Origin of the sequence: Yinghuangia sp. YIM S10712 (genome assembly GCF_051388935.1) — a bacterium.
In the GTDB taxonomy this organism is placed as follows: domain Bacteria; phylum Actinomycetota; class Actinomycetes; order Streptomycetales; family Streptomycetaceae; genus Yinghuangia.
In genome coordinates, this window is sequence record NZ_JBPKBI010000001.1 from 728,827 (window position 1) to 754,249 (window position 25,423).

Genomic DNA, 25,423 nt, shown 5'->3' on the forward strand with positions numbered 1-25,423 from the left:
ACTTGTCGGTGTTGTGCTGCGGGAGTTGCCCGTTCGGGGAGGACGCCATGACCACGGTTCGCCGACGCAAGAGCACCCAGGGCGGGAACTGGGACGCCCAATGCGTCGAGGCGGCCGGTATCGGCGACGGCGAAGGGGGTCAAAGTTCGCGACTCCGAATTCGGCGGCTCACCGCTCGTCTTCGGCGCGCGGCAGTGGGCCCGGGTCGTGCGGGCGGCCGGATCGCGTCCCGAGGCTGAGTCCCGGGAAACGTGACGCGCGCACGCTCCGGGCTGCGCTGAGGCGGTCTGGCCCAGGCTGTCCCTTCGCGCCCCGCGATCGTCGTCATGCCGAGGACCCACTGCGCCCGGCCCGGCGGCGCGCAGGAGCCTGGACAGCCCACGAGCGCGTACAAGCCGTCTCGGAACGCTCGCCGCTGCCGCCTCTCCCGGGCGGGCTTCCCCGCTCGCGCCGCGGCGCGTCGAGCCCTCCGGGAGGCCTCGGCGGGCATCTTCATGTGCGTAGCCCGTTCGGCGTTGCTCCATCCGGGTAAGGTTGTTTCCGGACGGGGCGAAGAGGGCCGGGCGCCGGCGAAAACGGCGGTCGGGACGTGCGCGGACGAGTGAATCCACGGTGGCAACCGGGCCTGTGGCTTTCGCTTTGACCTCGGCACGTGTGGTAGGTAGTCTCTTTCCCTGTGCCTGGGGTGTCCCCGGGTTCTTGCGCCTGCGCTCACCGCAATCCGGATGGGATGCGTTCATGAGAGGGTGCAGGAGACCGAAACACATACCTCCCGATTCCGATCCGCGCTGAATACTGGGCGACACGCCCGACCGCGGGGGTCGGATAGCGAAGGTAGGCGATGGCCCGTACACCCAGGGATCTAGGCCATCCAGCAGCACTTTGAAGATGCAGTCGTATTCCAGACCGCTTGGCACGAAGAAGACGGAGACGCGGTGCCCACGATCCAGCAGCTGGTCCGAAAGGGCCGCCAGGACAAGGTCGACAAGGCCAAGACACCGGCGCTCAAGGGGAGCCCGCAGCGTCGCGGCGTGTGCACCCGTGTTTACACGACGACGCCCAAGAAACCGAACTCGGCTCTTCGCAAGGTCGCGCGTGTTCGCCTCACGAGTGGCATCGAGGTCACGGCGTACATCCCCGGTGAGGGCCACAACCTTCAGGAGCACTCGATCGTGCTCGTGCGCGGTGGCCGTGTGAAGGACCTCCCCGGTGTGCGCTACAAGATCATCCGCGGGTCGCTCGACACGCAGGGTGTGAAGAACCGCAAGCAGGCGCGCAGCCGCTACGGCGCGAAGAAGGAGAAGAGCTAATGCCTCGCAAGGGCCCGGCCCCGAAGCGACCGGTGATCATCGACCCGGTCTACAACTCGCCGCTGGTCACCTCCCTGGTGAACAAGGTCCTGCTGAACGGCAAGCGCTCCACCGCCGAGCGGATCGTGTACGGCGCCCTCGAAGGCTGCCGCGAGAAGACCGGCACGGACCCGGTCATCACGCTCAAGCGCGCTCTCGAGAACGTCAAGCCGACCCTGGAGGTCCGCAGCCGCCGTGTCGGTGGCGCGACGTACCAGGTCCCCGTCGAGGTTCGCCCCGGCCGCTCCACCACCCTGGCGCTGCGCTGGCTCGTCGGCTACTCCCGCGCCCGTCGCGAGAAGACGATGACCGAGCGTCTGATGAACGAGCTGCTGGACGCGAGCAACGGTCTGGGCGCTTCAGTCAAGAAGCGCGAGGACACGCACAAGATGGCCGAGTCCAACAAGGCCTTCGCGCACTACCGCTGGTAGTCGTCACCCCGTCGAACGAGATACGAGAGAGAAAGCCACATGGCTACCACTGCTCTTGACCTGGCCAAGGTCCGCAACATCGGGATCATGGCTCACATCGACGCGGGCAAGACCACGACGACTGAGCGGATCCTGTTCTACACCGGTGTGAACTACAAGATCGGCGAGGTCCACGAGGGCGCCGCCACGATGGACTGGATGGAGCAGGAGCAGGAGCGCGGCATCACGATCACGTCGGCCGCGACGACCTGTCACTGGTCCCTCGAAGGTGTCGACAACACCATCAACATCATCGACACCCCGGGCCACGTGGACTTCACGGTCGAGGTGGAGCGTTCGCTCCGCGTCCTCGACGGTGCCGTCACCGTGTTCGACGGTGTCGCGGGTGTCGAGCCGCAGTCCGAGACGGTGTGGCGTCAGGCCGACCGCTACGGCGTGCCGCGCATCTGCTTCGTCAACAAGCTGGACCGCACGGGCGCGGAGTTCTTCCGCTGCGTCGACATGATCGACGACCGCCTGGGTGCGACCCCGCTGGTCATGCAGGTGCCGATCGGCGCCGAGGCCGACTTCCAGGGCGTCGTCGACCTCGTCAGCATGAAGGCCCTGGTGTGGTCCGCCGAGGCCGCCAAGGGCGAGATGTACGACGTCGTCGACATCCCGGCCACGCACACGGAGATCGCCCAGACCTGGCGCGAGAAGCTGGTCGAGACCATCTCCGAGCACGACGAGGAGATGATGGAGCTGTTCCTGGAGGGCGTCGAGCCCACCGAGGAGCAGCTGTACGCGGCGATCCGCCGCGCGACCATCGCCTCGACCAGCCCGGAGAAGGCCGACGAGCCGACCTTCACGCCGGTGTTCTGCGGCACCGCGTTCAAGAACAAGGGCGTCCAGCCCCTGCTCGACGCGGTCGTGCGCTACCTGCCGTCGCCGCTGGACCGCGAGGTCATCGAGGGCCACAAGGTCGGCAAGGAGGAGGAGGTCGTCACGCGCAAGCCGGACGAGTCCGAGCCCCTCGCCGCCCTGGCCTTCAAGATCATGAGCGACCCGCACCTCGGCAAGCTCACCTTCGTCCGGGTCTACTCGGGCCGCATGGAGTCGGGATCCCAGGTCCTCAACTCCGTGAAGGGCAAGAAGGAGCGCATCGGCAAGATCTACCGCATGCACGCGAACAAGCGTGAGGAGATCCCGAGCGTGGGCGCCGGCGACATCGTCGCCGTCATGGGCCTCAAGGACACGACCACCGGCGAGACGCTGTCCGACGCGTCGAACCCGGTCATCCTCGAGTCGATGACCTTCCCGGCCCCGGTCATCCAGGTCGCCATCGAGCCCAAGTCGAAGGGCGACCAGGAGAAGCTCGGTGTGGCGATCCAGCGCCTCGCCGAGGAGGACCCCTCGTTCCAGGTGCACACCGACGAGGAGACCGGCCAGACCATCATCGGCGGCATGGGCGAACTGCACCTTGAGGTGCTGGTCGACCGCATGAAGCGCGAGTTCAAGGTCGAGGCCAACGTCGGTAAGCCGCAGGTGGCCTACCGCGAGACCATCCGCACCCCGGTCGAGCGCGTGGACTACACGCACAAGAAGCAGACCGGTGGTTCGGGTCAGTTCGCCAAGGTGCAGATCGGCATCGAGCCGCTCGACGCCGGTGGCGACGACAACTACGAGTTCGTCAACAAGGTCACCGGTGGCCGCATCCCCCGGGAGTACATCCCGTCGGTGGACGCCGGTTGCCAGGAGGCCATGGAGTTCGGTGTCCTCGCCGGCTTCCCGCTGGTGGGCGTGCGGGTCATCCTGCACGACGGCGCGTACCACGACGTCGACTCCTCCGAGCTCGCCTTCAAGATCGCCGGCTCCATGGCGTTCAAGGAGGCGGCGCGCAAGGCGAGCCCGGCGCTCCTCGAACCGATGATGGCCGTCGAGGTCACCACGCCCGAGGACTACATGGGCGATGTGATCGGTGACCTGAACTCGCGCCGTGGCCAGATCCAGGCCATGGAGGAGCGCAGCGGCGCCCGCGTTGTGAAGGCTCTCGTTCCGCTGTCGGAGATGTTCGGCTACGTCGGCGACCTCCGGAGCAAGACCTCGGGCCGGGCCAGCTACAGCATGCAGTTCGACTCGTACGCCGAGGTTCCCCGGAACGTCGCGGACGAGATCATCGCCAAGTCCCGCGGCGAGTAAGACACCCGCTGCGGGACGCGGGCCCGGGGTCACCGACGACTCCGGGCCGCCGGCCCGCCCCACCCGACCACCCCGACGTCGTACGGCGTAAAAAGAACCAGTCCACAGGAGGACCCCAGTGGCGAAGGCGAAGTTCGAGCGGACTAAGCCGCACGTCAACATCGGCACCATCGGTCACATCGACCACGGTAAGACGACCCTTACCGCGGCGATCACCAAGGTGCTGCACGACGCGTACCCGGACCTGAACCCCTTCACGCCGTTCGACCAGATCGACAAGGCGCCGGAGGAGCGTCAGCGCGGTATCACCATCTCGATCGCGCACGTCGAGTACCAGACGGAGAACCGTCACTACGCGCACGTCGACTGCCCGGGTCACGCGGACTACATCAAGAACATGATCACCGGTGCCGCGCAGATGGACGGCGCCATCCTCGTGGTCGCCGCCACCGACGGCCCGATGCCGCAGACCAAGGAGCACGTGCTCCTGGCCCGCCAGGTCGGTGTTCCGTACATCGTCGTCGCCCTGAACAAGGCCGACATGGTGGACGACGAGGAGATCCTGGAGCTCGTCGAGCTCGAGGTCCGCGAGCTGCTCTCGGAGTACGAGTTCCCGGGCGACGACCTGCCGGTCGTGCGCGTGTCGGCGCTCAAGGCCCTTGAGGGCGACGCCGAGTGGGGCGCCAAGCTCCTTGAGCTGATGAGCGCGGTCGACGAGGCGATCCCGACGCCGGAGCGCGACGTCGACAAGCCGTTCCTCATGCCGGTCGAGGACGTCTTCACCATCACCGGTCGCGGTACGGTCGTCACCGGCCGTATCGAGCGCGGCATCATCAAGGTGAACGAGACCGTCGACATCGTCGGTATCAAGCAGGAGAAGACCAGCACCACGGTCACCGGCATCGAGATGTTCCGCAAGCTGCTCGACGAGGGCCAGGCCGGTGAGAACGTCGGTCTGCTGCTGCGCGGCATCAAGCGCGAGGACGTCGAGCGCGGCCAGGTCATCATCAAGCCGGGGTCGGTCACGCCGCACACCGACTTCGAGGCCACGGTCTACATCCTGTCCAAGGACGAGGGTGGCCGCCACACGCCGTTCTTCAACAACTACCGTCCGCAGTTCTACTTCCGGACCACGGACGTGACCGGCGTGGTGACCCTCCCCGAGGGCACCGAGATGGTGATGCCCGGTGACAACACCGCCATGACCGTCGCCCTGATCCAGCCGATCGCCATGGAGGAGGGCCTGCGCTTCGCGATTCGCGAGGGCGGCCGTACCGTCGGCGCCGGCCAGGTCACCAAGATCCTCAAGTGAGCGAAGCCCCGCCCGTCGGTCCTCCGGGTCCGACGGGCGGGGCCTTGTTCTGTCCGGAGATCACACCCCCGTAGAAGACGGGGCGGATCCAGTCGCCCGGGGTTGTCCGAACGGATTCTCCGTCGGTTAAACCTCGATTGGCCAAGGCAGCACCGCGTGTTGCATACTGGTCAGGTTGCCCGGTTAGGCCAAGGGGTTTTTGCGCGCCTGTGACGGCACGCGGCCTTACGGCTCGGGCAACGGTGGACTTGCCTCCCCGCCAACCACCGCGACGTGTGCGCGTGCACTGCCTGGTGGTCGCATCGATGTCCGGCTGCTTGCCGCAGCAGCAAGGACAGTGCGATCCGCTGCCCGGCTTCCCGGAGCCTCCCCCCAAAGGGGTTCAAGGGACGCTTGCGGGCAGCAGGGCGACACGCCCGACCGCGGGGGTCGGTCGGCCCGGTCGGGTTACCGGCCAAGACTTCCTCCCGCGACAGCGGGGGTGATCCGCAGCGGTACGAGAGAAGGAAAACAAAGCAGCCATGGCGGGACAGAAGATCCGCATCCGGCTCAAGGCCTACGACCACGAGGTCATCGACAGCTCGGCGCGCAAGATCGTCGAGACGGTGACTCGTACGGGTGCGCAGGTCGCGGGCCCGGTGCCGCTGCCGACCGAGAAGAACGTGTACTGCGTCATCCGCTCGCCGCACAAGTACAAGGACTCGCGCGAGCACTTCGAGATGCGCACGCACAAGCGGCTCATCGACATTCTCGACCCGACGCCGAAGACGGTTGACTCGCTGATGCGTCTCGACCTTCCGGCCGGCGTCGACATCGAGATCAAGCTCTGAGGGACGCACCGACGATGACGAAGCAGATGAAGGGCATTCTGGGCACCAAGCTCGGCATGACCCAGGTCTGGGACGAGAACAACCGCGTCGTTCCGGTGACCGTCGTCCAGGCCGGGCCGTGCGTCGTGACGCAGGTCCGCAACGCCGACACCGACGGCTACAGCGCCGTTCAGATCGCGTTCGGCCAGATCGACCCGCGCAAGGTCAACAAGCCGCTCGCCGGGCACTTCGACAAGGCCGGGGTCACCCCGCGCCGTCACCTGGTGGAGCTCCGCACCTCCGACGCGTCCGAGTACACGCTCGGCCAGGAGATCACCGCGGACGTCTTCGAGGCCGGCCAGAAGGTCGACGTCTCGGGCACCAGCAAGGGCAAGGGCACCGCGGGCGTCATGAAGCGCCACGGCTTCCGCGGCCTCGGCGCCTCGCACGGTACGCAGCGCAAGCACCGCTCGCCGGGCTCCATCGGCGGGTGTGCCACTCCGGGCCGCGTGTTCAAGGGCGTCCGCATGGCCGGCCGCATGGGCAACGTGCGTGTCTCGACCCAGAACCTGACCGTCCACGCCGTCGACGCGGAGAAGGGTCTCATCCTGGTCAAGGGTGCGATCCCCGGTCCGAACGGCGGACTCGTCCTGGTCCGCACCGCGGCCAAGGGGGCGTGAACTCATGACCACCATTGACGTTCTCTCGCCGGCCGGCGAGAAGACCGGGACCGTCGAACTCCCCGCGGAGATCTTCGGCGTCCAGGTCAGCATCCCGACGATCCACCAGGTCGTCGTCGCCCAGCTTGCCGCGGCCCGCCAGGGCACGCACAAGACGAAGACGCGCGGCGAGGTCCGCGGCGGTGGGCGCAAGCCGTACCGCCAGAAGGGCACCGGCCGTGCGCGCCAGGGCTCGACCCGTGCGCCGCAGTTCGCCGGCGGCGGCACCGTGCACGGTCCCGTCCCGCGCGACTACTCGCAGCGGACGCCCAAGAAGATGAAGGCCGCCGCACTGCGCGGTGCCCTCAGCGACCGGGCCGCGCACTCGCGCATCCACTGCGTGTCCGCCCTGATCGACGGCGACGCGCCGTCCACCAAGGCCGCGCGCACCCTGATCGGCAAGATCTCCGAGCGCAAGCACGTGCTCCTGGTCGCCGACAGGGACGACACGGCCGCCTGGCTGAGCGCCCGCAACCTCCCGCAGGTGCACGTGCTCGACCCGGGCCAGCTGAACACCTACGACGTGCTCGTCTCCGACGACGTGGTCTTCACGAAGGCTGCTCTGGAGCGGTTCATCGCCGGCTCGCCGCGAGGCAAGTCCGCGTCCGCCGTTGCCACTTCGAGCGAGCTCGAAGGGAGCGACGAGGCGTGAGCGAGAGCACCCCGGTCACCAGCAAGACCTTCACCGACCCGCGCGACGTGCTGCTGAAGCCGGTGATCTCGGAGAAGTCCTACGGGCTTCTGGACGAGAACAAGTACACGTTCATCGTGCACCCGAACGCGAACAAGACCCAGATCAAGCAGGCCGTCGCGGCCGTGTTCGGGGTCAAGGTCACGAACGTGAACACGATCAACCGGCAGGGCAAGCGCAAGCGCTCCCGGACCGGCATGGGCAAGCGCAAGGACACGAAGCGAGCGATCGTCACCCTGGCCGAGGGCGAGCGGATCGACATCTTCGGTGGACCCGTCGGCTGACGGCCGCTGATACGGACGAGGACTAAGAGAAGCCATGGGCATCCGCAAGTACAAGCCGACGACTCCGGGCCGTCGTGGCGCCAGCGTCGCCGACTTCGTCGAGATCACGCGGTCCACGCCGGAGAAGTCGCTGGTCCGCCCGCTGCACAACAAGGGTGGTCGTAACAACCACGGCCGCGTGACGACCCGCCACCAGGGTGGCGGTCACAAGCGTGCGTACCGGGTGATCGACTTCCGTCGCAACGACAAGGACGGCGTCCCGGCGAAGGTCGCGCACATCGAGTACGACCCGAACCGCACCGCGCGCATCGCCCTCCTGCACTACGCGGACGGCGAGAAGCGCTACATCCTGGCCCCGAACAAGCTGCGTCAGGGCGACCGGATCGAGAACGGTCCGACCGCCGACATCAAGCCGGGGAACAACCTGCAGCTCCGCAACATCCCGGTCGGTACGGTCGTGCACGCGATCGAGCTGCGTCCGGGCGGCGGCGCCAAGCTGGCCCGTTCCGCCGGTGCGAGCGTGCAACTCCTGGCGAAGGAAGGCGCGTTCGCGACCCTCCGCATGCCGTCGGGTGAGATCCGGATGGTCGACGTCCGCTGCCGCGCCACCATCGGCGAGGTCGGCAACGCCGAGCAGTCGAACATCAACTGGGGCAAGGCCGGCCGCATGCGCTGGAAGGGCAAGCGCCCGACCGTCCGCGGTGTGGCGATGAACCCGATCGACCACCCGCACGGTGGTGGTGAGGGCAAGACCTCCGGTGGCCGTCACCCGGTTTCGCCGTGGGGCCAGAAGGAAGGTCGCACCCGCAGGCCGAAGAAGGCCAGCGACAAGCTGATCATCCGCCGCCGCAAGACGAACAAGAAGCGCTAGGAGCAGTCTCGATGCCGCGCAGTCTCAAGAAGGGGCCCTTCGTCGACGACCACCTGATCAAGAAGGTGGACGCGCAGAACGAGAAGGGCACCAAGAACGTCATCAAGACCTGGTCCCGCCGCTCGATGATCATCCCGGCGATGCTGGGTCACACCATCGCGGTGCACGACGGCCGCAAGCACGTCCCGGTGTTCGTCACCGAGGCGATGGTCGGCCACAAGCTCGGCGAGTTCGCCCCGACCCGGACCTTCCGTGGCCACGAGAAGGACGACCGCAAGTCGCGTCGTCGCTGACCGGCGGGCTACAAGGAAACCGAACTGAGATGAGCAAGGGGACTTCAATGGAAGCCAGGGCCCAGGCGCGGTACATCCGCGTCACGCCCATGAAGGCTCGCCGGGTTGTCGATCTGATCCGCGGCGTGGACGCCGCCGAGGCGCAGGCCATCCTGCGCTTCGCGCAGCAGGCGGCCAGCGAGCCGGTCGGCAAGGTGCTCGACAGCGCCATCGCCAACGCCGGGCACAACCACAACCTCGACACCAACAACCTGTACGTGTCCGAGGCCTACGTGGACGAGGGGCCGACCCTCAAGCGGTTCCGGCCGCGTGCCCAGGGCCGCGCGTACCGCATCCGCAAGCGCACCAGCCACATCACCGTGGTTGTCGCCGAGAAGGAGAGGACCCGCTAGTGGGCCAGAAGGTTAACCCGCACGGGTTCCGCCTCGGCATCACCACGGACTTCAAGTCCCGCTGGTACGCCGACAAGCTGTACAAGGACTACGTCAAGGAAGACGTCGCCATCCGCCGGATGATGACGCAGGGCATGGAGCGGGCCGGCATCTCCAAGGTGGAGATCGAGCGCACCCGCGACCGCGTCCGCGTCGACATCCACACCGCCCGGCCGGGCATCGTCATCGGCCGCCGCGGCGCGGAGGCCGACCGCATCCGGGGTGACCTGGAGAAGCTGACCGGCAAGCAGGTCCAGCTCAACATCCTTGAGGTCAAGAACCCCGAGATCGACGCCCAGCTCGTCGCGCAGGGCGTGGCCGAGCAGCTTTCGTCGCGTGTCTCGTTCCGCCGCGCGATGCGCAAGGCGATGCAGACCGCGATGAAGGCCGGCGCCAAGGGCATCAAGATCCAGTGCGGTGGCCGGCTCGGCGGCGCGGAGATGTCGCGCTCCGAGTTCTACCGCGAGGGCCGTGTCCCGCTGCACACGCTGCGCGCCAACGTCGAGTACGGCTTCTTCGAGGCCCGCACGACCTTCGGCCGCATCGGCGTCAAGGTGTGGATCTACAAGGGCGACGTGAAGAACATCGCCGAGGTCCGCGCCGACAACGCCGCGGCGCGCGCGGGCAACCGCCCGTCGCGTGGCCCCGGCGGCGACCGTCCGCGCGGCGGTGGCCGCGGTGGCGAGCGCCGTGGCGGCGGTCGTGGCGGACGTCAGCAGAACGACGCGTCGTCGAGCGAGTCCACCGGGGCCGCCGACTCCGCCGCGCCGGCCGTCGAGGCCGCGCCCGCGCAGACTTCGGCGCCCGAATCCGGAACGGAGGCCTGACCCCGATGCTGATCCCCCGCAGGGTCAAGCACCGCAAGCAGCACCACCCCGGGCGCGCCGGTCGCGCCAAGGGCGGTACGGAGCTCGCGTTCGGCGAGTACGGCATCCAGGCCCTGGGCCAGGCGTACGTGACCAACCGGCAGATCGAATCCGCCCGTATCGCCATCACGCGGCACATCCGTCGTGGCGGCAAGGTGTGGATCAACATCTACCCGGACCGTCCGCTGACCAAGAAGCCGGCCGAGACCCGCATGGGCTCCGGCAAGGGCTCGCCCGAGTGGTGGGTCGCGAACGTCAAGCCCGGTCGGGTGATGTTCGAACTGTCGTACCCGAACGAGAAGGTGGCTCGCGAGGCGCTTCTGCGCGCCACGCACAAGCTGCCGATGAAGTGCCGGATCGTCCGGCGCGAGGCAGGTGAGGCGTGATGGCGGCCGGGACCAAGGCGTCCGAGCTGCGCGACCTGGCGGACGAGGAACTCGTCGCCAAGCTGCGTGAGGCCAAGGAGGAGCTGTTCAACCTCCGTTTCCAGGCGGCGACCGGGCAGCTCGAGAACCACGGGCGGCTCAAGGCGGTCCGCAAGGACATCGCCCGCATCTACACGCTGATGCGCGAGCGCGAGCTCGGGATCGTCAGCGTGGAGGAGACCGGAGGCGAGTCGTGAGCGAGAAGACTGAGATGACTGAGCAGACCCGGGGATTCCGCAAGACCCGTGAGGGCCTCGTCGTCAGCGACAAGATGGACAAGACCGTCGTCGTCGCCGTCGAGGACCGCGTGAAGCACCCGCTGTACGGCAAGGTCATCCGCCGCACGAGCAAGCTGAAGGCTCACGACGAGCAGAACGCGTGCGGAGTCGGCGACCGCGTCCTCCTGATGGAGACCCGGCCGCTGTCCGCCAGCAAGCGCTGGCGCATCGTCGAGATCCTCGAGAAGGCCAAGTAGCGAGCGCCGGGCAGGCCCACCGACGTGGGCCTGCGCCGTGACGTGACGATCAGGAGTTAGACGTGATCCAGCAGGAGTCGCGACTGCGAGTCGCCGACAACACGGGTGCCAAGGAGATCCTTTGCATCCGTGTGCTCGGTGGGTCCGGCCGGCGCTACGCGGGCATCGGGGACGTCATTGTGGCCACCGTCAAGGACGCGATCCCCGGTGGCAACGTGAAGAAGGGCGACGTCGTCAAGGCTGTCGTCGTGCGGACCGTCAAGGAGCGCCGCCGTGTCGACGGCTCCTACATCCGCTTCGACGAGAACGCCGCCGTCATCCTCAAGAACGACGGTGAGCCCCGCGGTACCCGCATCTTCGGTCCGGTCGGCCGTGAACTGCGCGAGAAGAAGTTCATGAAGATCATCTCGCTCGCGCCGGAGGTGCTGTAAGCCATGGCGAAGAGCCCGACGAGCAAGAAGAGCATGAAGGTCAAGAAGGGTGACCTGGTCCAGGTCATCACGGGCAAGGACCGCGGCAAGCAGGGCAAGGTCATCGCGGCCTACCCGCAGCTTGAGCGCGTCCTCGTCGAGGGTGTCAACCGGATCAAGAAGCACACCAAGGTCGGCCAGTCCGCCAAGGGTGCCAAGACCGGCGGCATCATCACGCAGGAGGCCCCCATCCACGTCAGCAACGTGATGCTGGTCGTGGAGAAGGACGGCAAGAAGGTCCCCACGCGCGTCGGCTACCGGTTCGACGACGAGGGCAACAAGATCCGGATCGCGAAGCGGACCGGTGAGGACATCTGATGACTGTCACCACTGAGGCAAAGACGCTGCCGCGTCTGAAGCAGCGCTACCGCGACGAGATCAAGGACAAGCTGCGTGAGGAGTTCTCGTACGAGAACGTCATGCAGATCCCGGGTGTCGTCAAGGTCGTCGTCAACATGGGTGTCGGAGACGCCGCGCGCGACTCCAAGCTCATCGAGGGTGCGATCAAGGACTTGATGGCCATCACCGGCCAGAAGCCCCAGGTCACCAAGGCCCGCCGGTCCATCGCGCAGTTCAAGCTGCGCGAGGGCCAGCCGATCGGTGCGCACGTCACACTGCGCGGCGACCGGATGTGGGAGTTCCTGGACCGCCTGGTGTCGATCGCGCTGCCGCGTATCCGCGACTTCCGCGGCCTGTCGCCGAAGCAGTTCGACGGCAACGGCAACTACACCTTCGGTCTCACCGAGCAGTCGATGTTCCACGAGATCGACCAGGACAAGATCGACCGTGTTCGCGGCATGGACATCACCGTGGTGACCAGCGCCAAGAACAACGACGAGGGCCGGGCTCTGCTGCGCCACCTCGGCTTCCCGTTCAAGGAAGCGTGAGCAGCCGCGCAAGCGGCTGAGTCGCAATAAGGAGAGCTGAAGTGGCGAAGAAGGCCCTGATTGCCAAGGCCGCTCGCAAGCCGAAGTTCGCGGTGCGCAGCTACACGCGCTGCCAGCGGTGCGGTCGTCCGCACTCGGTTTACCGCAAGTTCGGTCTGTGCCGTGTGTGCCTGCGCGTGATGGCGCACGCCGGCGAGCTGCCCGGCGTCACGAAGAGCAGCTGGTAGGCGAACCCGCCTGCCGGCGACCATCCTCGCCCCGCGCGAGGGTGTCCGATACAAACGCTGTAGGTCCCGTCCCGCAGTCGTCGCCGTGTGCCGCCCGTCCCCTGCCGGGGTGGGCGGCCCGGGACAGATCGCATTTCGGGAAACCGCGGCGGGAAAGGCCCTGAGGCCGTCATGACCATGACCGACCCCATCGCAGACATGTTGACGCGTCTGCGGAATGCCAACTCGGCATACCACGACGATGTCGTGATGCCGTACAGCAAGATCAAGTCGCACATCGCGGAGATCCTCCAGCAGGAGGGTTACATCCAGGGCTGGCGAGTCGAGGACGCCGAGGTCGGCAAGAGCCTCGTCATCGACCTGAAGTACGGCCCGAACCGCGAGCGCTCGGTCGCCGGCATCCGCCGCGTCTCGAAGCCCGGTCTGCGGGTGTACGCAAAGTCCACGAACCTGCCGAAGGTGCTGGGAGGCCTCGGCGTCGCGATCATCTCGACGTCGCAGGGTCTGCTCACCGACCGTCAGGCCGCCAAGAAAGGCGTGGGCGGGGAAGTCCTCGCCTTCGTCTGGTAACCGGAAGGGAGGCACAGCTATGTCGCGTATCGGACGGCTGCCCATCCCGGTTCCCACCGGTGTGGACGTCACCATCAATGGCCGCGAGGTCGTCGTGAAGGGCCCCAAGGGCACCCTGTCGCACAACCTCGCCGCTCCGATCGAGATCGCCAAGTCGGAGGACGGCACCCTCGCGGTGACGCGCCCGAACGACGAGCGGCTCTCGAAGGCCCTGCACGGGCTGTCCCGGACGCTGGTGGCGAACATGATCACCGGTGTGACCCAGGGATACAGCAAGAAGCTGGAAATCAGCGGTGTCGGCTACCGCGTGGCGGCGAAGGGCTCTTCGCTGGAGTTCGCGCTCGGTTTCAGCCACCCGATCGTCGTCGAGGCGCCCGAGGGCATCTCCTTCGTCGTCGAGAGCCCGACCAAGTTCGAGGTCCAGGGCATCGACAAGCAGAAGGTCGGCGAGGTCGCCGCGAACATCCGCAAGCTTCGCAAGCCCGACCCGTACAAGGCCAAGGGTGTGAAGTACGCGGGTGAGGTCATCCGCCGCAAGGTCGGAAAGGCTGGTAAGTAGGCATGGCCGTCGGTGTGAAGGTCGGCAAGGGTGTGGCGAAGAAGTCCACGTCTCGCAAGCGCCGGCACATTCGGGTCCGGAAGCGTGTTTCCGGCACCCCGCAGCGGCCACGTCTGGTCGTGACCCGCAGTACGCGCCACATCGTGGCGCAGGTCATCGACGACCTGGCCGGTCACACGCTCGCGTCCGCCTCGACGATGGACGAGTCCATCCGCGGCGGCGAGGGCGACAAGACCGAAAAGGCGCGCAAGGTCGGCGAGCTCGTCGCTGAGCGGGCCAAGGCAGCGGGCATCGAGACCGTGGTGTTCGACCGTGGTGGCAACAAGTACCACGGCCGTATCGCCGCGCTCGCAGATGCCGCGCGTGAGAACGGGCTGGCTTTCTGAGCCCGCTGGTCCGGACAAGCTTCGTACGACAGATGAGGATTTTCTGATGGCTGGACCCCAGCGCCGCGGTGGCGGCGCCGGCGGCGGCGAGCGTCGGGACCGGCGGGATCGGCGTGACGGCGGCGCCGCCGCCGAGAAGACCGCGTACGTCGAGCGCGTCGTCGCGATCAACCGTGTGGCCAAGGTAGTCAAGGGTGGCCGCCGCTTCAGCTTCACCGCGCTCGTCGTGGTGGGCGACGGCGACGGCACCGTGGGTGTCGGGTACGGGAAGGCCAAGGAGGTGCCGGCCGCCATCGCCAAGGGTGTGGAGGAGGCCAAGAAGCACTTCTTCAAGGTCCCGCGTATCCAGGGCACCATCCCGCACCCGATCCAGGGTGAGGCGGCGGCCGGAGTCGTGCTCCTCAAGCCGGCGTCCCCCGGTACCGGTGTCATCGCCGGTGGCCCGGTGCGTGCCGTGCTGGAGTGCGCGGGCATCCACGACGTGCTGAGCAAGTCGCTCGGCTCGGACAACGCGATCAACATCGTTCACGCGACGGTGGCGGCCCTCAAGGGTCTCCAGCGTCCCGAGGAGATCGCGGCGCGCCGCGGGCTTCCGCTGGAGGACGTGGCGCCGGCCGCGCTGCTGCGGGCCCGCGCGGGAGTGGGTGCGTGATGGCTCGTCTCAAGGTCACGCAGACCCGGTCGAAGATCGGGAGCAAGCAGAACCAGCGCGACACCCTCCGTTCGCTCGGCCTCAAGCGCGTCCACGACGTGGTCGTCAAGGAGGACCGTCCGGAGATCCGCGGCATGATTTTCACGGTGCAGCACCTGGTCACCGTCGAGGAGGTGGACTGACATGGGAGCCGAGAACCCGCTGAAGGTGCACCACCTTCGGCCCGCCCCGGGCGCCAAGACCGCCAAGACCCGCGTGGGTCGTGGTGAGGCGTCGAAGGGCAAGACCGCCGGTCGCGGCACCAAGGGCACGAAGGCCCGCTACCAGGTTCCGGAGCGCTTCGAGGGCGGGCAGATGCCCCTCCACATGCGGCTTCCGAAGCTGAAGGGCTTCAAGAACCCGTTCCGCACCGAGTACCAGGTCGTCAACCTGGACAAGATCAGCGCGCTTTTCCCCGAGGGCGGCGACGTGACCGTCGACGACCTCGTGGCCAAGGGCGCGGTCCGCGGGAACCAGTTGGTCAAGGTCCTCGGCCAGGGCGAGATCTCCGTCGCGGTCCGGATCAAGGCGCACGCCTTCTCCGGCTCCGCGAAGGAGAAGATCGCGGCGGCCGGCGGCTCGGCCGACGAGCTCTAGGAGCGACGGCTTCTTAGCAGGGGCGCCACGCCGGTAAGGTGGTGGCGCCCCTGTGTCGTCTGTGGCCCGTTGCTCATCGGCGGCCAACGACTCCGCTGAGCTTCTCGGCGGACACCGACTCCGCTGAGTTTCTCGGCGGACACCGACTCCGCAGGGGCAGCGCGAGAACCGCAGCGATGCCGGTGCGGAACGGCGGGATGACTTCCCTGCGTCCGCACAGCAAATCTCCCGGTCCGAGCGACACTTCCGCGGACCGACGCTGTTATTGTCCGTGAGGTTCGGCAATCGGACCTCCCCGTAGACCACGGGACCCGATCGATCAAACGACTTGCCCTTTCGGGTGAGGCGCAGGAGGCAGTGTGCTCACCGCGTTCGCCCGGGCGTTCCGCACGCCCGACCTGCGCAAGAAGCTGCTGTTCACGTTGGGGATCATCGTCCTGTTCCGGATCGGTTCCACGATCCCGGTCCCAGGCGTCTCCTTCCAGATGGTCCGCAAGTGTGTGGACGCGTCGGACCAGGGCGGTCTCTTCGGCCTGGTGAACATGTTCAGCGGCGGTGCGCTGCTGCAGCTGACGATCTTCGCGCTGGGGATCATGCCGTACATCACGGCGAGCATCATCCTTCAGCTCCTGACGGTCGTCATTCCGCGGTTGGAGGCCCTCAAGAAGGAGGGCCAGTCCGGCACCGCCAAGATCACGCAGTACACCCGGTACCTCACGATCGCGCTGGCGATCCTCCAGTCGACCGCCCTGGTGGCGACGGCACGCAGCGGCGCGCTGTTCAGCAGCTCCGGCGGCGGGGAGTGCGTACCGGACCAAATCGTTCCCGACCAGAGCCTGTTCCGCATCATGGTCATGGTCATGGTCATGACCGCGGGCACCTCGGTCATCATGTGGCTCGGCGAGCTCGTGACCGACCGCGGCATCGGGAACGGCATGTCGATCCTGATGTTCGTGTCGGTGGCGGCGGGCTTCCCGTCCGCGCTGTGGAACATCAAGCAGACCGGCACGCTGGGCGGCGGCTGGGTGGCCTTCTTCACCGTCGTCGCGGTCGGCCTGCTCATGGTCGGCCTGGTCGTCTTCGTCGAGCAGGCGCAGCGCCGCATCCCGGTGCAGTACGCCAAGCGGATGATCGGGCGACGCGCCTACGGCGGTACGTCCACATACATCCCGCTCAAGGTGAACCAGGCGGGCATCATCCCCGTGATCTTCGCCTCGTCGCTGCTCTACATCCCGGCGCTGATCGCACAGTTCAGCGGGAGCGATTCAGGCTGGGCGCTGTGGATCCAGAACAACTTCGTGCAGGGTGACCACCCGATCTACATGGCGACGTACTTCCTGCTGATCGTGTTCTTCGCCTTCTTCTATGTGGCGATCACGTTCAACCCCGAAGAAGTTGCCGACAACATGAAGAAGTATGGTGGTTTCATCCCGGGCATCCGCGCCGGCAGACCGACTGCGGAATACCTCAACTACATCCTCACCCGGATCACGTGGCCCGGATCGCTCTACCTGGGCATGATCGCGCTCGTACCCATGATCGCGCTCGTGCTGTTCAACGCCACCAACAATTTCCCGTTCGGCGGCACGAGCATCCTGATCATCGTGGGAGTGGGTCTGGAAACCGTGAAGCAGATCGAGAGCCAGCTCCAGCAGCGCAACTACGAAGGCTTCCTCCGCTAAATGCGTATCGTTCTTGTGGGCCCACCCGGCGCGGGCAAGGGAACCCAGGCCCAATACATCGCCGCAGACCTGTCGATCCCCGCGATCTCGACGGGCGATCTCTTCCGCAGCAACGTGGCCCAGAGGACGCCGTTGGGTCTCGAAGCGAAGAAGTACATGGATGCGGGCAACCTCGTGCCCGACGAAGTCACCATCGGCATGGTCCGGGACCGCCTCGCGCAGCCCGACGCCGCCGACGGATTCCTGCTCGACGGGTTTCCGCGGAACACCGCGCAGGCCAAGGTGCTCGACGAGATATTGGCCGAACACGGCACCCGGCTGGACGCCGTGTTGGAACTGGATGTCCCCTCCAAGGAGATCATCCAGCGGCTGTCCGGGCGCCGTCAGTGCCGCGCGCACGGGCACGTCTGCCACATCTTCTTCGACCGCCCGCAGGTCGAAGGCGTGTGCGACGAGTGCGGCAGTGAGCTGTACCAGCGCGACGACGACCGCGAGGAGACGGTGAAGCACCGTCTGGACGTCTACAAGGAGCAGACCGAGCCGCTCGTCGGCTACTACTCCGAACAGGGGATCCTCGTCGTGATCGACGCCTTGGGACGCGTCCCCGAGGTGACCGAGCGGGCGAAGACCGCGCTGAAGGCGTTCAAGCAGGACTGAGGTCAAGCAGGACCGAGCTCGGCAGGACCGAGCGGCCGAGGCGGCCCGGCCTTCGGGCGAGGCGCTGCACCGGCGGCAGGAAAACGCCGACGCATGGGCGATCCGGGACTCCCGGGTCGCCCATGCGCACGTTGGCGCACGGGTACACGAACAGGACGAACCGGTCCTCATCCTCTCCGGGCCGGATGACAACGCCGACGCGGCGCGGAAGGACGACAAAGCCGGTGATGAAGAGGCGGCGTACCAAGATCGAGCGCAAGACGCCCGCGCAGGTCGAGAAGATGCGGCTCGCGGGCGGTGTGGTGGCGACGACGCTCGTCAAGCTCCGCGAGGCGGCCGTCCCCGGGGCGACCACCCGCGAGCTCGACGCCCTCGCCGAGCGGACGATCCGCGAGGCCGGTGCCGTCCCGTCGTTCAAGGGCTACCACGGCTTCCCCGCGTCGATCTGCGCGTCGGTCAACGACGTGGTGGTGCACGGCATCCCGGACGACACGCCGCTGCGTGAGGGCGACCTCATCTCGATCGACTGCGGCGCGATCCTCGACGGCTGGCACGGCGACTCGGCGATCACCGTCGCGGTCGGCACCGTCGCGGAAGAGCTCGTCGAGCTCAGCCGCGTCTGCGAGGAGTCCCTGTGGGCCGGCATCGCCGCCGCGAAACCGGGCGGCAGGCTGAGCGACATCGGCCACGCGGTCGAACAGGCGATCCGTTCGCACACCCCGGTGGGCGGGGGACGGTACGGGATCGTCGAGGACTACGGCGGCCACGGCATCGGCACCGAGATGCACCAGGACCCGCACATCCTCAACTACGGCCGCGCGGGCCAGGGGCCGGAGCTGCTGCCCGGCGTGTGCCTGGCGATCGAGCCGATGGTGACACTCGGCAGGCCGGCGACGTTCACGATGCCCGACGAGTGGACGGTGAAGACGACGGCCGGCGGTTGTGCGGCCCACTGGGAGCACTCGATCGCGGTGACCGAGGAGGGACCGGTCGTCCTCACCGCCCTCCCCGCATGACGTCGGCGCACTAATCTGGCCCGATGGACGGTGACGGCGGGCGGCCGACCTCGGATGACCGCGAGCGGGCGACCGCGGTGCTGCGGGAGCGAATGGCGTCCGGGCGCTTGTCGCTGGGTGAGTACCAGGCACGGTTGCGGCGGGTGAAGGCCGCCGCGACGAACGCGGAGCTCGACGCGGTCGTGCGCGACCTCGGGGCAGGGCACGCGTCCGACGACTGCGACGACGAGCGGCCTTCGGGAACGAGCGCGCCGAGTGCGGGCGAGCCGCCAGGTCCGGCGGCGCCGGGAAGGCGCCCGCAGGCCGGATGCGCGGGCGTGCTGGTCATGTCGGTGGCAGTTGCCGCTGCGGCCGGTGCGGCCGGTGCGGCGGGTGCGGCGTATGCGGTACGGTCCGCTACCCGGTTTCGCTTCTCGCTCCCGCGTGCCTTAGACTGACTCGTCGGCTCATCTGTAGCCGCGTTTCGCCACGCCCCCGGAAGTCCGGTCATGACCGGGCGGAGCGTGCCCTCGCGGCGGATGTGACAGCCAACGGTAGATGATCCCGAGAAGATGAAGTGCGGAGGACATGCCCAAGAAGCAAGGGGCCATTGAGATCGAGGGCACCGTCATCGAGTCTCTCCCCAACGCCATGTTCCGCGTCGAGCTGCAAAACGGGCACAAGGTCCTTGCACACATCAGCGGGAAGATGCGGATGCACTACATCCGCATCCTTCCGGACGACCGGGTTGTGGTCGAGCTGAGCCCGTACGACCTCACCCGCGGCCGAATCGTCTACCGCTACAAGTAGGCGAGCACTCGCGTCCCGGTCTCCGGGTGCGCGGGCGCGAACCAGACAACCGCCTCGGCGACGAGGGCGCCTCAGTGCGCCCTCGTCAGCACGTACCGGAGAGATTCAGATCATGAAGGTCAAGCCGAGCGTCAAGAAGATCTGTGACAAGTGCAAGGTGATCCGCCGCCACGGCCGGGTCATGGTGATCTGCGAGAACCTGCGCCACAAGCAGCGCCAGGGCTGAGCGGAACCACCCCGCACGCGGCACGCGATCGTCGCGCGACGCACGCACCACGCAAGAGTCGCAATACCCGACCCCCGCAGCAGTCAGGCGCGGGACGCCACCCCCGGTCGGAGGCCGGGGACCGAAGGTTCGCTGCATGGACCTTCCGGACCGGTGTTGCGCAGAACCTCCGACGAACCCAGGAGCCACATACATGGCACGCCTTGTCGGCGTTGACCTGCCCCGCGAGAAGCGGGTCGAGGTCGCACTCACGTACATCTTCGGCGTCGGTCGCACCCGCGCGCTGGAGACCCTGAAGAACACCGGCGTCAACCCGGACACGCGCGTCCGCGACCTCACCGAGGACGACCTGGTCAGGCTTCGCGACTGGATCGACGGCAACTACCGCATCGAGGGTGACCTCCGCCGCGAGATCCAGGCGGACATCCGCCGCAAGGTCGAGATCGGCTGCTACGAGGGTCTGCGGCACCGCCGTGGCCTCCCCGTCCGCGGCCAGCGCACCCACACCAACGCCCGCACCCGCAAGGGCCCGCGTCGCGCGATCGCCGGCAAGAAGAAGCCGGGCAAGAAGTAGTCCGCTCAACGACGGATCTGACGGTCCCGAGTAAAGCCGGACCGACGACCTCAGGAGTTTCCAGCAGATGCCTCCCAAGAGCCGCACCGGCGCCAAGAAGGTGCGCCGCAAGGAAAAGAAGAACGTCGCTCACGGGCACGCCCACATCAAGAGCACGTTCAACAACACGATCGTCTCGATCACCGACCCCAACGGGAACGTGATCTCGTGGGCCTCCGCGGGCCACGTGGGCTTCAAGGGTTCGCGCAAGTCGACCCCGTTCGCCGCCCAGATGGCCGCCGAGTCCGCCGCCCGCCGCGCCCAGGAGCACGGCATGCGCAAGGTCGACGTCTTCGTCAAGGGCCCGGGTTCGGGCCGCGAGACCGCCATTCGCTCGCTGCAGGCCACCGGCCTGGAGGTGGGGTCCATTCAGGACGTCACCCCCGTGCCGCACAACGGCTGCCGCCCCCCCAAGCGCCGCCGCGTCTGACCCGCAGCTGAGTAGGAGTTAAGGAACCATGGCGCGTTACACCGGCGCTGACTGCAAGCGCTGCCGTCGCGAGAAGATGAAGCTGTTCCTCAAGGGCAGCAAGTGCGAAGGGCCGAAGTGCCCGATCGAGATCCGGCCGTACCCGCCGGGTGAGCACGGCCGCGGCCGTACCAAGGACAGCGAGTACCTGCTCCAGATGCGCGAGAAGCAGAAGTGCGCGCGCATCTACGGCGTCCTGGAGAAGCAGTTCCGCGGCTACTACGAGGAGGCGAACCGCAAGCAGGGCAAGACCGGCGAGAACCTGCTGCGCATCCTCGAGTCGCGTCTCGACAACGTGGTCTACCGCGCGGGCTTCGCCAAGTCGCGTGACCACGCCCGCCAGCTTGTGCGCCACGGCCACATCCTGGTCAACGGCGTCAAGACCGACATCCCGTCGGCCCGCGTCAGCGAGAACGACATCGTCGAGGTCCGCCGCGAGTCGGTCGAGCTGACCCCGTTCGTGGTGGCCCGCGCCGAGGCCGGGGAGCGCCCCGTCCCCGCGTGGCTTGAGGTCATCCCGAGCAAGATGCGCATTCTCGTGCACTCCCTGCCGGCGCGTCAGGTCATCGACACGCAGGTCCAGGAACAGCTCATCGTCGAGCTCTACTCGAAGTAACCCCGTCGGGGTTTCGTCGAGAGACGACAAAAAATGGGCGGGCGGAACAGTTTGCACTGTTCCGCCCGTACCCTTGCCATAGCCGTCGGTGTCATATAGCGGGCACCGAAGACATGGAGGACCAACCATGCTCATCGCACAGCGTCCCACTCTGACCGAGGACGTCGTCGACGAATACCGCTCCCGGTTCGTGATCGAGCCGCTGGAGCCGGGCTTCGGCTACACCCTCGGCAACTCCCTGCGTCGCACGCTCCTCTCCTCGATCCCCGGTGCCGCCGTCACGAGCATCCGGATCGACGGCGTCCTGCACGAGTTCACCACCGTGCCGGGCGTGAAGGAGGACGTCACCGACCTCATCCTCAACATCAAGCAGCTCGTCGTCTCCTCGGAGCACGACGAGCCGGTCGTGATGTACCTGCGCAAGCAGGGCCCGGGTCCGGTCACCGCCGGTGACATCGCGCCTCCGGCCGGCGTCGAGGTGCACAACCCCGACCTGGTGCTGGCGACGCTCAACGCCAAGGGCAAGCTGGAGATGGAGCTGACCGTCGAGCGCGGTCGCGGCTACGTCTCCGCGGTGCAGAACAAGCAGGCGGGCCAGGAGATCGGCCGGATTCCGGTCGACTCGATCTACTCGCCGGTCATGAAGGTCACGTACAAGGTCGAGGCCACCCGTGTCGAGCAGCGCACGGACTTCGACAAGCTGATCGTGGACGTCGAGACCAAGCCGTCGATGCGTCCGCGCGACTCGATGGCGTCGGCCGGCAAGACCCTGGTCGAGCTGTTCGGCCTGGCGCGCGAGCTCAACGTCGACGCCGAGGGCATCGACATGGGCCCGTCGCCGACGGACGCCGCGCTGATGGCCGACCTGGCGCTGCCGATCGAGGAGCTGGAGCTCACGGTCCGTTCGTACAACTGCCTCAAGCGCGAGGGCATCCACACCGTGGGCGAGCTCGTCGCGCGCAGCGAGGCCGACCTGCTGGACATCCGCAACTTCGGTGCGAAGTCCATCGACGAGGTCAAGGCGAAGCTGGCCGGTATGGGCCTCGCGCTCAAGGACAGCCCGCCCGGATTCGACCCGACCGCCGCGGCCGACAGCTTCGGCGACGAGGACGACCACGGGTTCGCGGAGACCGAGCAGTACTGATCTCACCAGCGGCACGTCGTGGGGAGGGCCTTCGGGTCCTTCCCCACGGACCGCTTCCGGCGACTCGTCGGAAGCTCGCGTCCGGGCCGACCGGCCCGGACGGACTGACACCGGTACCTGATACGGCCGATGCAGGGAATCCAAGGAGAAAGCAATGCCCCGTCCCGCAAAGGGTGCCCGCCTCGGTGGCGGCCCGGCACACGAGCGCCTGCTTCTGTCGGGCCTCGCGACCGCGCTCTTCGAGCACGGCCGGATCACCACGACCGAGGCCAAGGCCCGCCGGCTGCGGCCGGTCGCGGAGAAGCTGATCACCAAGGCCAAGCGCGGTGACCTGCACGCGCGCCGCCAGGTGCTCACGGTGATCCGCGACAAGAGCGTCGTCCACACGCTCTTCGAGGAGATCGGTCCCCGGTACGAGAACCGTCCCGGCGGCTACACCCGCATCACCAAGATCGGGAACCGCAAGGGCGACAACGCGCCGATGGCCGTGATCGAGCTGGTCGAGGCCCTGACGGTCGCGCAGACCGCGGTGGGCGAGGCCGAGGCGGCGACCAAGCGCTCCGTCAAGGAGCAGGAGGCCGCGAAGTCCGAGGCCAAGCCGGACCTGGCCAAGGAGACCGACGAGACCGCCGAGGCAGCCGAGGCCGCAGAGGTCGAGGAGACCGCGGGCGCCGCCGGCGAGGACGCCGGGGAAGACAAGGTCGACACGGAGAAGTAGGGCGCACTCCCCGCCGAGCGGGGGTGTCCCGGACGCCTGGGCGTCCGACCGACGCCGTGTGCGGGCCCGTTCGCCGCCCTTCGGGGTGGCGGCGGGCCCGTGGCTTTTTGCCGTTTGCTTTGTGTCGTTCGCCGGCGGTCGTGGGCCGGGGCGGGGCGCGGGATGGGGAAGACAGCGTGAGCACGGACAGCGCGGCCGGTACCGCGACCGCCGTCGGCGCGGCGTCGCTGCGGCTGCGCATCGATCTGGCGTACGACGGCACGGAGTTCTCCGGATGGGCGCGCCAACCCGGGCTGCGCACCGTGCAGGGGACGCTGGAGGCGGCGCTCACCACGGTTCTGCGGCTCGCGGAACCCGCGCAACTGACCGTGGCCGGGCGGACCGACGCCGGGGTGCACGCGCGCGGACAGGTGGCGCATGTGGACATCCCGGCGGGCAAGTGGACGATGGACGGCCGGCAGTTGGTGCGCAGGTTGTCCGGCACGTTGCCGCGGGATGTGCGCGTGCGCGAAGTGTCCGTGGCACCCGACGGCTTCGACGCAAGGTTCGCGGCGGAGTGGCGGCGCTACGCGTACCGCATCAGCGATGCCCCGGGCGGTGTCGACCCGTTGCGGCGTGCGCATGTGGTCTGGCACGACCGGCCGTTGGACGTGGACCTGATGAACGAGGCGGCGGGTCTGCTGCTGGGCGACCACGATTTCGCGGCGTACTGCAAGAGGCGTGAAGGCGCGTCGACGGTCCGGTGCCTCAAGGAGTTCCACTGGGTGCGCGAGACGCCCGGAGAGGCGGACGCGGGGCCGGGGTTCACGCCGTTGGTGATCGCGGCCGTGCGTGCGGACGCCTTCTGCCACAACATGGTCCGATCCCTGGTGGGGGCCATGATGGCGGTCGGTTCGGGGCGGCGCCCGGTGCGGTGGCCCGCCGACATACTGGCTCGGGGCGTACGCGACTCCGCCGTGCACGTCGCGCCCGCGCACGGGTTGGTTCTGGAAGAGGTCGCCTACCCGTCGGACGAGCGCCTCGCGGAGCGCGCGGCGAAGGCGAAGCGGCACCGTCTCGACGTGCTTTGAGCGCTGCCGTCGGCGGAGGCGTTCGTCACTCGCCCTCGATGGCCTTCTCCGCTTCGGCCTTCGCCGCCTCGTAGATGGCCTGGGAGCGCTGCTCGCCGCGTTCTTCCAGGGCTTTGCGTGCCGCGCGGTCGAGATCGATGCCGATCTGGTCGACCTTCGGATCGCCCTTCGCGGGGTCGATCCGGTTCTCCGGGCCGGGGTATCCGCCGACGAGGAAAAGCCCATATCGGCCAAGGGAGTTCGTCTGCTGCGCGCAGACCACGCCGGGGGTTCCCGGCTGCGGCACGGGGCACAGCAGCGGAACCGGGCCGCCGGGCAGGCCGAGGAGTGCGGCGCTCAAGTCGGCGCCGCCCTTTGCCGCGGCGGCCTGGGCGTCGGCCGGATTCGCGAACGAGCCGACTGCGACGGTGGCGGCGGTGCCGTCCGGGGATGTGGCGGTGAGCCGGATCATCTGCGCGCACGCGTGGCTGCGCAGTACCGCGGCGAGGGCGGGGTTGGCGGCGTCGGCGCAGTTGTTGTCGAGCTGCTTGGCGACCACGGTGTACGTGCGGCCGTCCACCGTGATCTGCGGTGCGGGGAAGAGCGCTTCGGGTGTGAACGGGCCGGTGTCCAGCGCCGGATCGGCGAGCACGGCCTCGCTTCCGGGCGGCGGAGGGACGGTCGGCGCCGGGCGGAAGGTGGGCCGGGCCACGTCGGCGCTCGCCTCGGGGCCGGGCGGGGCGGCCGTGGTGTCGTCGCCCGAGTCGCCGCCGGAGAGAACCAGCCATGTCGCGACGCCACCGGCCACAACCGCGAGGGCGACGGCTATCGCGATGCCGCGGAAGGTCTTCTTGGGACGCCCCCGCCGCCCGTTGCCGCCCGCGTTGGGGGGGGGGGGGGGGGGGGGGGGGGGGTGGGGGGGG

General features: G+C 68.0%; 38 protein-coding genes. 37 read left to right on the forward strand and 1 reads right to left on the reverse strand.

From position 1 onward, the window contains the following. The first annotated feature begins 935 nt into the window (after positions 1–935). From rpsL to truA, 37 genes are all read left to right on the forward strand, one after another. Complete coding sequence (gene rpsL / locus ACRX5W_RS03430) at positions 936–1,310, forward strand: 30S ribosomal protein S12 (RefSeq protein ID WP_020549242.1); 375 nt, start codon at positions 936–938, stop codon at positions 1,308–1,310. Beyond that, positions 1,310–1,780, forward strand: coding sequence for a 30S ribosomal protein S7 (rpsG, locus tag ACRX5W_RS03435; RefSeq protein ID WP_231778769.1), 471 nt, complete (start codon positions 1,310–1,312; stop codon positions 1,778–1,780). Before rpsL ends, rpsG begins: the two co-directional genes overlap by 1 nt. A gap of 39 nt (positions 1,781–1,819) precedes the next feature. Continuing rightward, positions 1,820–3,958, forward strand: coding sequence for an elongation factor G (fusA, locus tag ACRX5W_RS03440; protein WP_436786372.1), 2,139 nt, complete (start codon positions 1,820–1,822; stop codon positions 3,956–3,958). A 118-nt stretch (positions 3,959–4,076) separates the two neighbouring features. Next, positions 4,077–5,270, forward strand: coding sequence for an elongation factor Tu (gene tuf, locus ACRX5W_RS03445; protein ID WP_436786373.1), 1,194 nt, complete (start codon positions 4,077–4,079; stop codon positions 5,268–5,270). 521 nt (positions 5,271–5,791) lie between these two features. Then, positions 5,792–6,100, forward strand: coding sequence for a 30S ribosomal protein S10 (rpsJ, locus tag ACRX5W_RS03450; RefSeq protein ID WP_066889903.1), 309 nt, complete (start codon positions 5,792–5,794; stop codon positions 6,098–6,100). 14 nt (positions 6,101–6,114) lie between these two features. After that, on the forward strand, positions 6,115–6,759 hold the full coding sequence (gene rplC, locus ACRX5W_RS03455; RefSeq protein ID WP_436786374.1) for a 50S ribosomal protein L3: 645 nt from the start codon (positions 6,115–6,117) through the stop codon (positions 6,757–6,759). A 4-nt stretch (positions 6,760–6,763) separates the two neighbouring features. Then, the gene (gene rplD, locus ACRX5W_RS03460) at positions 6,764–7,450 is read left to right on the forward strand and encodes a 50S ribosomal protein L4 (RefSeq protein WP_436786375.1); all 687 of its coding nucleotides are present in this window, start codon (positions 6,764–6,766) and stop codon (positions 7,448–7,450) included. After that, the gene (gene rplW / locus ACRX5W_RS03465; RefSeq protein WP_436786376.1) at positions 7,447–7,773 is read left to right on the forward strand and encodes a 50S ribosomal protein L23; all 327 of its coding nucleotides are present in this window, start codon (positions 7,447–7,449) and stop codon (positions 7,771–7,773) included. The genes rplD and rplW overlap by 4 nt, the downstream gene beginning before the upstream one ends. A gap of 34 nt (positions 7,774–7,807) precedes the next feature. Next, positions 7,808–8,644: a 50S ribosomal protein L2 gene (rplB, locus tag ACRX5W_RS03470; protein WP_436786377.1), complete on the forward strand. Its 837-nt coding sequence runs from the start codon at positions 7,808–7,810 to the stop codon at positions 8,642–8,644. 11 nt (positions 8,645–8,655) lie between these two features. Beyond that, positions 8,656–8,937 carry a 30S ribosomal protein S19 gene (rpsS, locus tag ACRX5W_RS03475; RefSeq protein ID WP_436786378.1) on the forward strand — a complete coding sequence of 94 codons (282 nt, stop codon included), beginning with the start codon at positions 8,656–8,658 and terminating at the stop codon, positions 8,935–8,937. Between the two features lie 47 nt (positions 8,938–8,984). After that, positions 8,985–9,329, forward strand: a complete 345-nt coding sequence (rplV, locus tag ACRX5W_RS03480) for a 50S ribosomal protein L22 (protein WP_231778761.1) — start codon at positions 8,985–8,987, stop codon at positions 9,327–9,329. Next, on the forward strand, positions 9,329–10,195 hold the full coding sequence (rpsC, locus tag ACRX5W_RS03485; RefSeq protein WP_436786379.1) for a 30S ribosomal protein S3: 867 nt from the start codon (positions 9,329–9,331) through the stop codon (positions 10,193–10,195). Before rplV ends, rpsC begins: the two co-directional genes overlap by 1 nt. Positions 10,196–10,200: 5 nt before the next feature. Then, positions 10,201–10,620, forward strand: coding sequence for a 50S ribosomal protein L16 (rplP, locus tag ACRX5W_RS03490; RefSeq protein ID WP_231778759.1), 420 nt, complete (start codon positions 10,201–10,203; stop codon positions 10,618–10,620). Further along, positions 10,620–10,856 (forward strand): 50S ribosomal protein L29, encoded by a 237-nt coding sequence (rpmC, locus tag ACRX5W_RS03495; RefSeq protein ID WP_436786380.1) that lies wholly within the window; start codon positions 10,620–10,622, stop codon positions 10,854–10,856. Before rplP ends, rpmC begins: the two co-directional genes overlap by 1 nt. Positions 10,857–10,870: 14 nt before the next feature. Beyond that, positions 10,871–11,134: a 30S ribosomal protein S17 gene (rpsQ, locus tag ACRX5W_RS03500; protein WP_436786381.1), complete on the forward strand. Its 264-nt coding sequence runs from the start codon at positions 10,871–10,873 to the stop codon at positions 11,132–11,134. Positions 11,135–11,196: 62 nt separating this feature from the next. After that, positions 11,197–11,565 carry a 50S ribosomal protein L14 gene (gene rplN / locus ACRX5W_RS03505; RefSeq protein WP_235054803.1) on the forward strand — a complete coding sequence of 123 codons (369 nt, stop codon included), beginning with the start codon at positions 11,197–11,199 and terminating at the stop codon, positions 11,563–11,565. Positions 11,566–11,598: 33 nt separating this feature from the next. Next, the gene (gene rplX / locus ACRX5W_RS03510) at positions 11,599–11,922 is read left to right on the forward strand and encodes a 50S ribosomal protein L24 (RefSeq protein WP_436786777.1); all 324 of its coding nucleotides are present in this window, start codon (positions 11,599–11,601) and stop codon (positions 11,920–11,922) included. Continuing rightward, the gene (rplE, locus tag ACRX5W_RS03515) at positions 11,922–12,491 is read left to right on the forward strand and encodes a 50S ribosomal protein L5 (protein ID WP_436786382.1); all 570 of its coding nucleotides are present in this window, start codon (positions 11,922–11,924) and stop codon (positions 12,489–12,491) included. Before rplX ends, rplE begins: the two co-directional genes overlap by 1 nt. A gap of 41 nt (positions 12,492–12,532) precedes the next feature. Continuing rightward, positions 12,533–12,718: a type Z 30S ribosomal protein S14 gene (locus tag ACRX5W_RS03520; RefSeq protein ID WP_436786383.1), complete on the forward strand. Its 186-nt coding sequence runs from the start codon at positions 12,533–12,535 to the stop codon at positions 12,716–12,718. A 171-nt stretch (positions 12,719–12,889) separates the two neighbouring features. Further along, the gene (rpsH, locus tag ACRX5W_RS03525) at positions 12,890–13,288 is read left to right on the forward strand and encodes a 30S ribosomal protein S8 (RefSeq protein ID WP_281469061.1); all 399 of its coding nucleotides are present in this window, start codon (positions 12,890–12,892) and stop codon (positions 13,286–13,288) included. Positions 13,289–13,307: 19 nt separating this feature from the next. Then, the gene (rplF, locus tag ACRX5W_RS03530) at positions 13,308–13,847 is read left to right on the forward strand and encodes a 50S ribosomal protein L6 (RefSeq protein ID WP_436786384.1); all 540 of its coding nucleotides are present in this window, start codon (positions 13,308–13,310) and stop codon (positions 13,845–13,847) included. 2 nt (positions 13,848–13,849) lie between these two features. Next, complete coding sequence (gene rplR / locus ACRX5W_RS03535; protein ID WP_436786385.1) at positions 13,850–14,233, forward strand: 50S ribosomal protein L18; 384 nt, start codon at positions 13,850–13,852, stop codon at positions 14,231–14,233. Positions 14,234–14,279: 46 nt separating this feature from the next. After that, positions 14,280–14,885 carry a 30S ribosomal protein S5 gene (rpsE, locus tag ACRX5W_RS03540; protein WP_231778751.1) on the forward strand — a complete coding sequence of 202 codons (606 nt, stop codon included), beginning with the start codon at positions 14,280–14,282 and terminating at the stop codon, positions 14,883–14,885. Beyond that, entirely contained in the window at positions 14,885–15,067 is a 183-nt protein-coding gene (gene rpmD / locus ACRX5W_RS03545; RefSeq protein WP_231778750.1) for a 50S ribosomal protein L30, read from the forward strand. The genes rpsE and rpmD overlap by 1 nt, the downstream gene beginning before the upstream one ends. 1 nt (position 15,068) lies before the next feature. After that, entirely contained in the window at positions 15,069–15,521 is a 453-nt protein-coding gene (gene rplO, locus ACRX5W_RS03550) for a 50S ribosomal protein L15 (protein ID WP_436786386.1), read from the forward strand. A 359-nt stretch (positions 15,522–15,880) separates the two neighbouring features. Then, the gene (gene secY / locus ACRX5W_RS03555) at positions 15,881–17,203 is read left to right on the forward strand and encodes a preprotein translocase subunit SecY (RefSeq protein ID WP_436786387.1); all 1,323 of its coding nucleotides are present in this window, start codon (positions 15,881–15,883) and stop codon (positions 17,201–17,203) included. After that, positions 17,204–17,860, forward strand: coding sequence for an adenylate kinase (locus tag ACRX5W_RS03560; protein WP_436786388.1), 657 nt, complete (start codon positions 17,204–17,206; stop codon positions 17,858–17,860). Between the two features lie 227 nt (positions 17,861–18,087). Next, positions 18,088–18,876, forward strand: a complete 789-nt coding sequence (gene map / locus ACRX5W_RS03565) for a type I methionyl aminopeptidase (protein WP_436786389.1) — start codon at positions 18,088–18,090, stop codon at positions 18,874–18,876. 23 nt (positions 18,877–18,899) lie between these two features. Next, positions 18,900–19,313 (forward strand): DUF1707 SHOCT-like domain-containing protein, encoded by a 414-nt coding sequence (locus ACRX5W_RS03570; RefSeq protein ID WP_436786390.1) that lies wholly within the window; start codon positions 18,900–18,902, stop codon positions 19,311–19,313. A 130-nt stretch (positions 19,314–19,443) separates the two neighbouring features. After that, a complete protein-coding gene (gene infA / locus ACRX5W_RS03575) occupies positions 19,444–19,665 on the forward strand; it encodes a translation initiation factor IF-1 (RefSeq protein WP_018382544.1) in 222 nt (73 codons plus the stop codon). 112 nt (positions 19,666–19,777) lie between these two features. Further along, positions 19,778–19,891: a 50S ribosomal protein L36 gene (gene rpmJ, locus ACRX5W_RS03580; protein WP_009740505.1), complete on the forward strand. Its 114-nt coding sequence runs from the start codon at positions 19,778–19,780 to the stop codon at positions 19,889–19,891. A gap of 193 nt (positions 19,892–20,084) precedes the next feature. Beyond that, positions 20,085–20,465: a 30S ribosomal protein S13 gene (gene rpsM / locus ACRX5W_RS03585; protein WP_436786391.1), complete on the forward strand. Its 381-nt coding sequence runs from the start codon at positions 20,085–20,087 to the stop codon at positions 20,463–20,465. A 67-nt stretch (positions 20,466–20,532) separates the two neighbouring features. Then, positions 20,533–20,934, forward strand: coding sequence for a 30S ribosomal protein S11 (gene rpsK, locus ACRX5W_RS03590; RefSeq protein ID WP_235054792.1), 402 nt, complete (start codon positions 20,533–20,535; stop codon positions 20,932–20,934). A 28-nt stretch (positions 20,935–20,962) separates the two neighbouring features. Continuing rightward, positions 20,963–21,589, forward strand: a complete 627-nt coding sequence (gene rpsD / locus ACRX5W_RS03595; protein ID WP_436786392.1) for a 30S ribosomal protein S4 — start codon at positions 20,963–20,965, stop codon at positions 21,587–21,589. A 127-nt stretch (positions 21,590–21,716) separates the two neighbouring features. Then, on the forward strand, positions 21,717–22,733 hold the full coding sequence (locus ACRX5W_RS03600; protein WP_436786393.1) for a DNA-directed RNA polymerase subunit alpha: 1,017 nt from the start codon (positions 21,717–21,719) through the stop codon (positions 22,731–22,733). A 154-nt stretch (positions 22,734–22,887) separates the two neighbouring features. Further along, entirely contained in the window at positions 22,888–23,451 is a 564-nt protein-coding gene (gene rplQ, locus ACRX5W_RS03605) for a 50S ribosomal protein L17 (RefSeq protein WP_436786394.1), read from the forward strand. 176 nt (positions 23,452–23,627) lie between these two features. Then, positions 23,628–24,521, forward strand: coding sequence for a tRNA pseudouridine(38-40) synthase TruA (gene truA, locus ACRX5W_RS03610; protein WP_436786395.1), 894 nt, complete (start codon positions 23,628–23,630; stop codon positions 24,519–24,521). Between the two features lie 25 nt (positions 24,522–24,546). Here the strand turns inward: truA and ACRX5W_RS03615 are convergent, their stop codons facing one another. Then, on the reverse strand, positions 24,547–25,308 hold the full coding sequence (locus ACRX5W_RS03615; protein WP_436786396.1) for a hypothetical protein: 762 nt from the start codon (positions 25,306–25,308) through the stop codon (positions 24,547–24,549). Between the last annotated feature and the right edge of the window lie 115 nt (positions 25,309–25,423).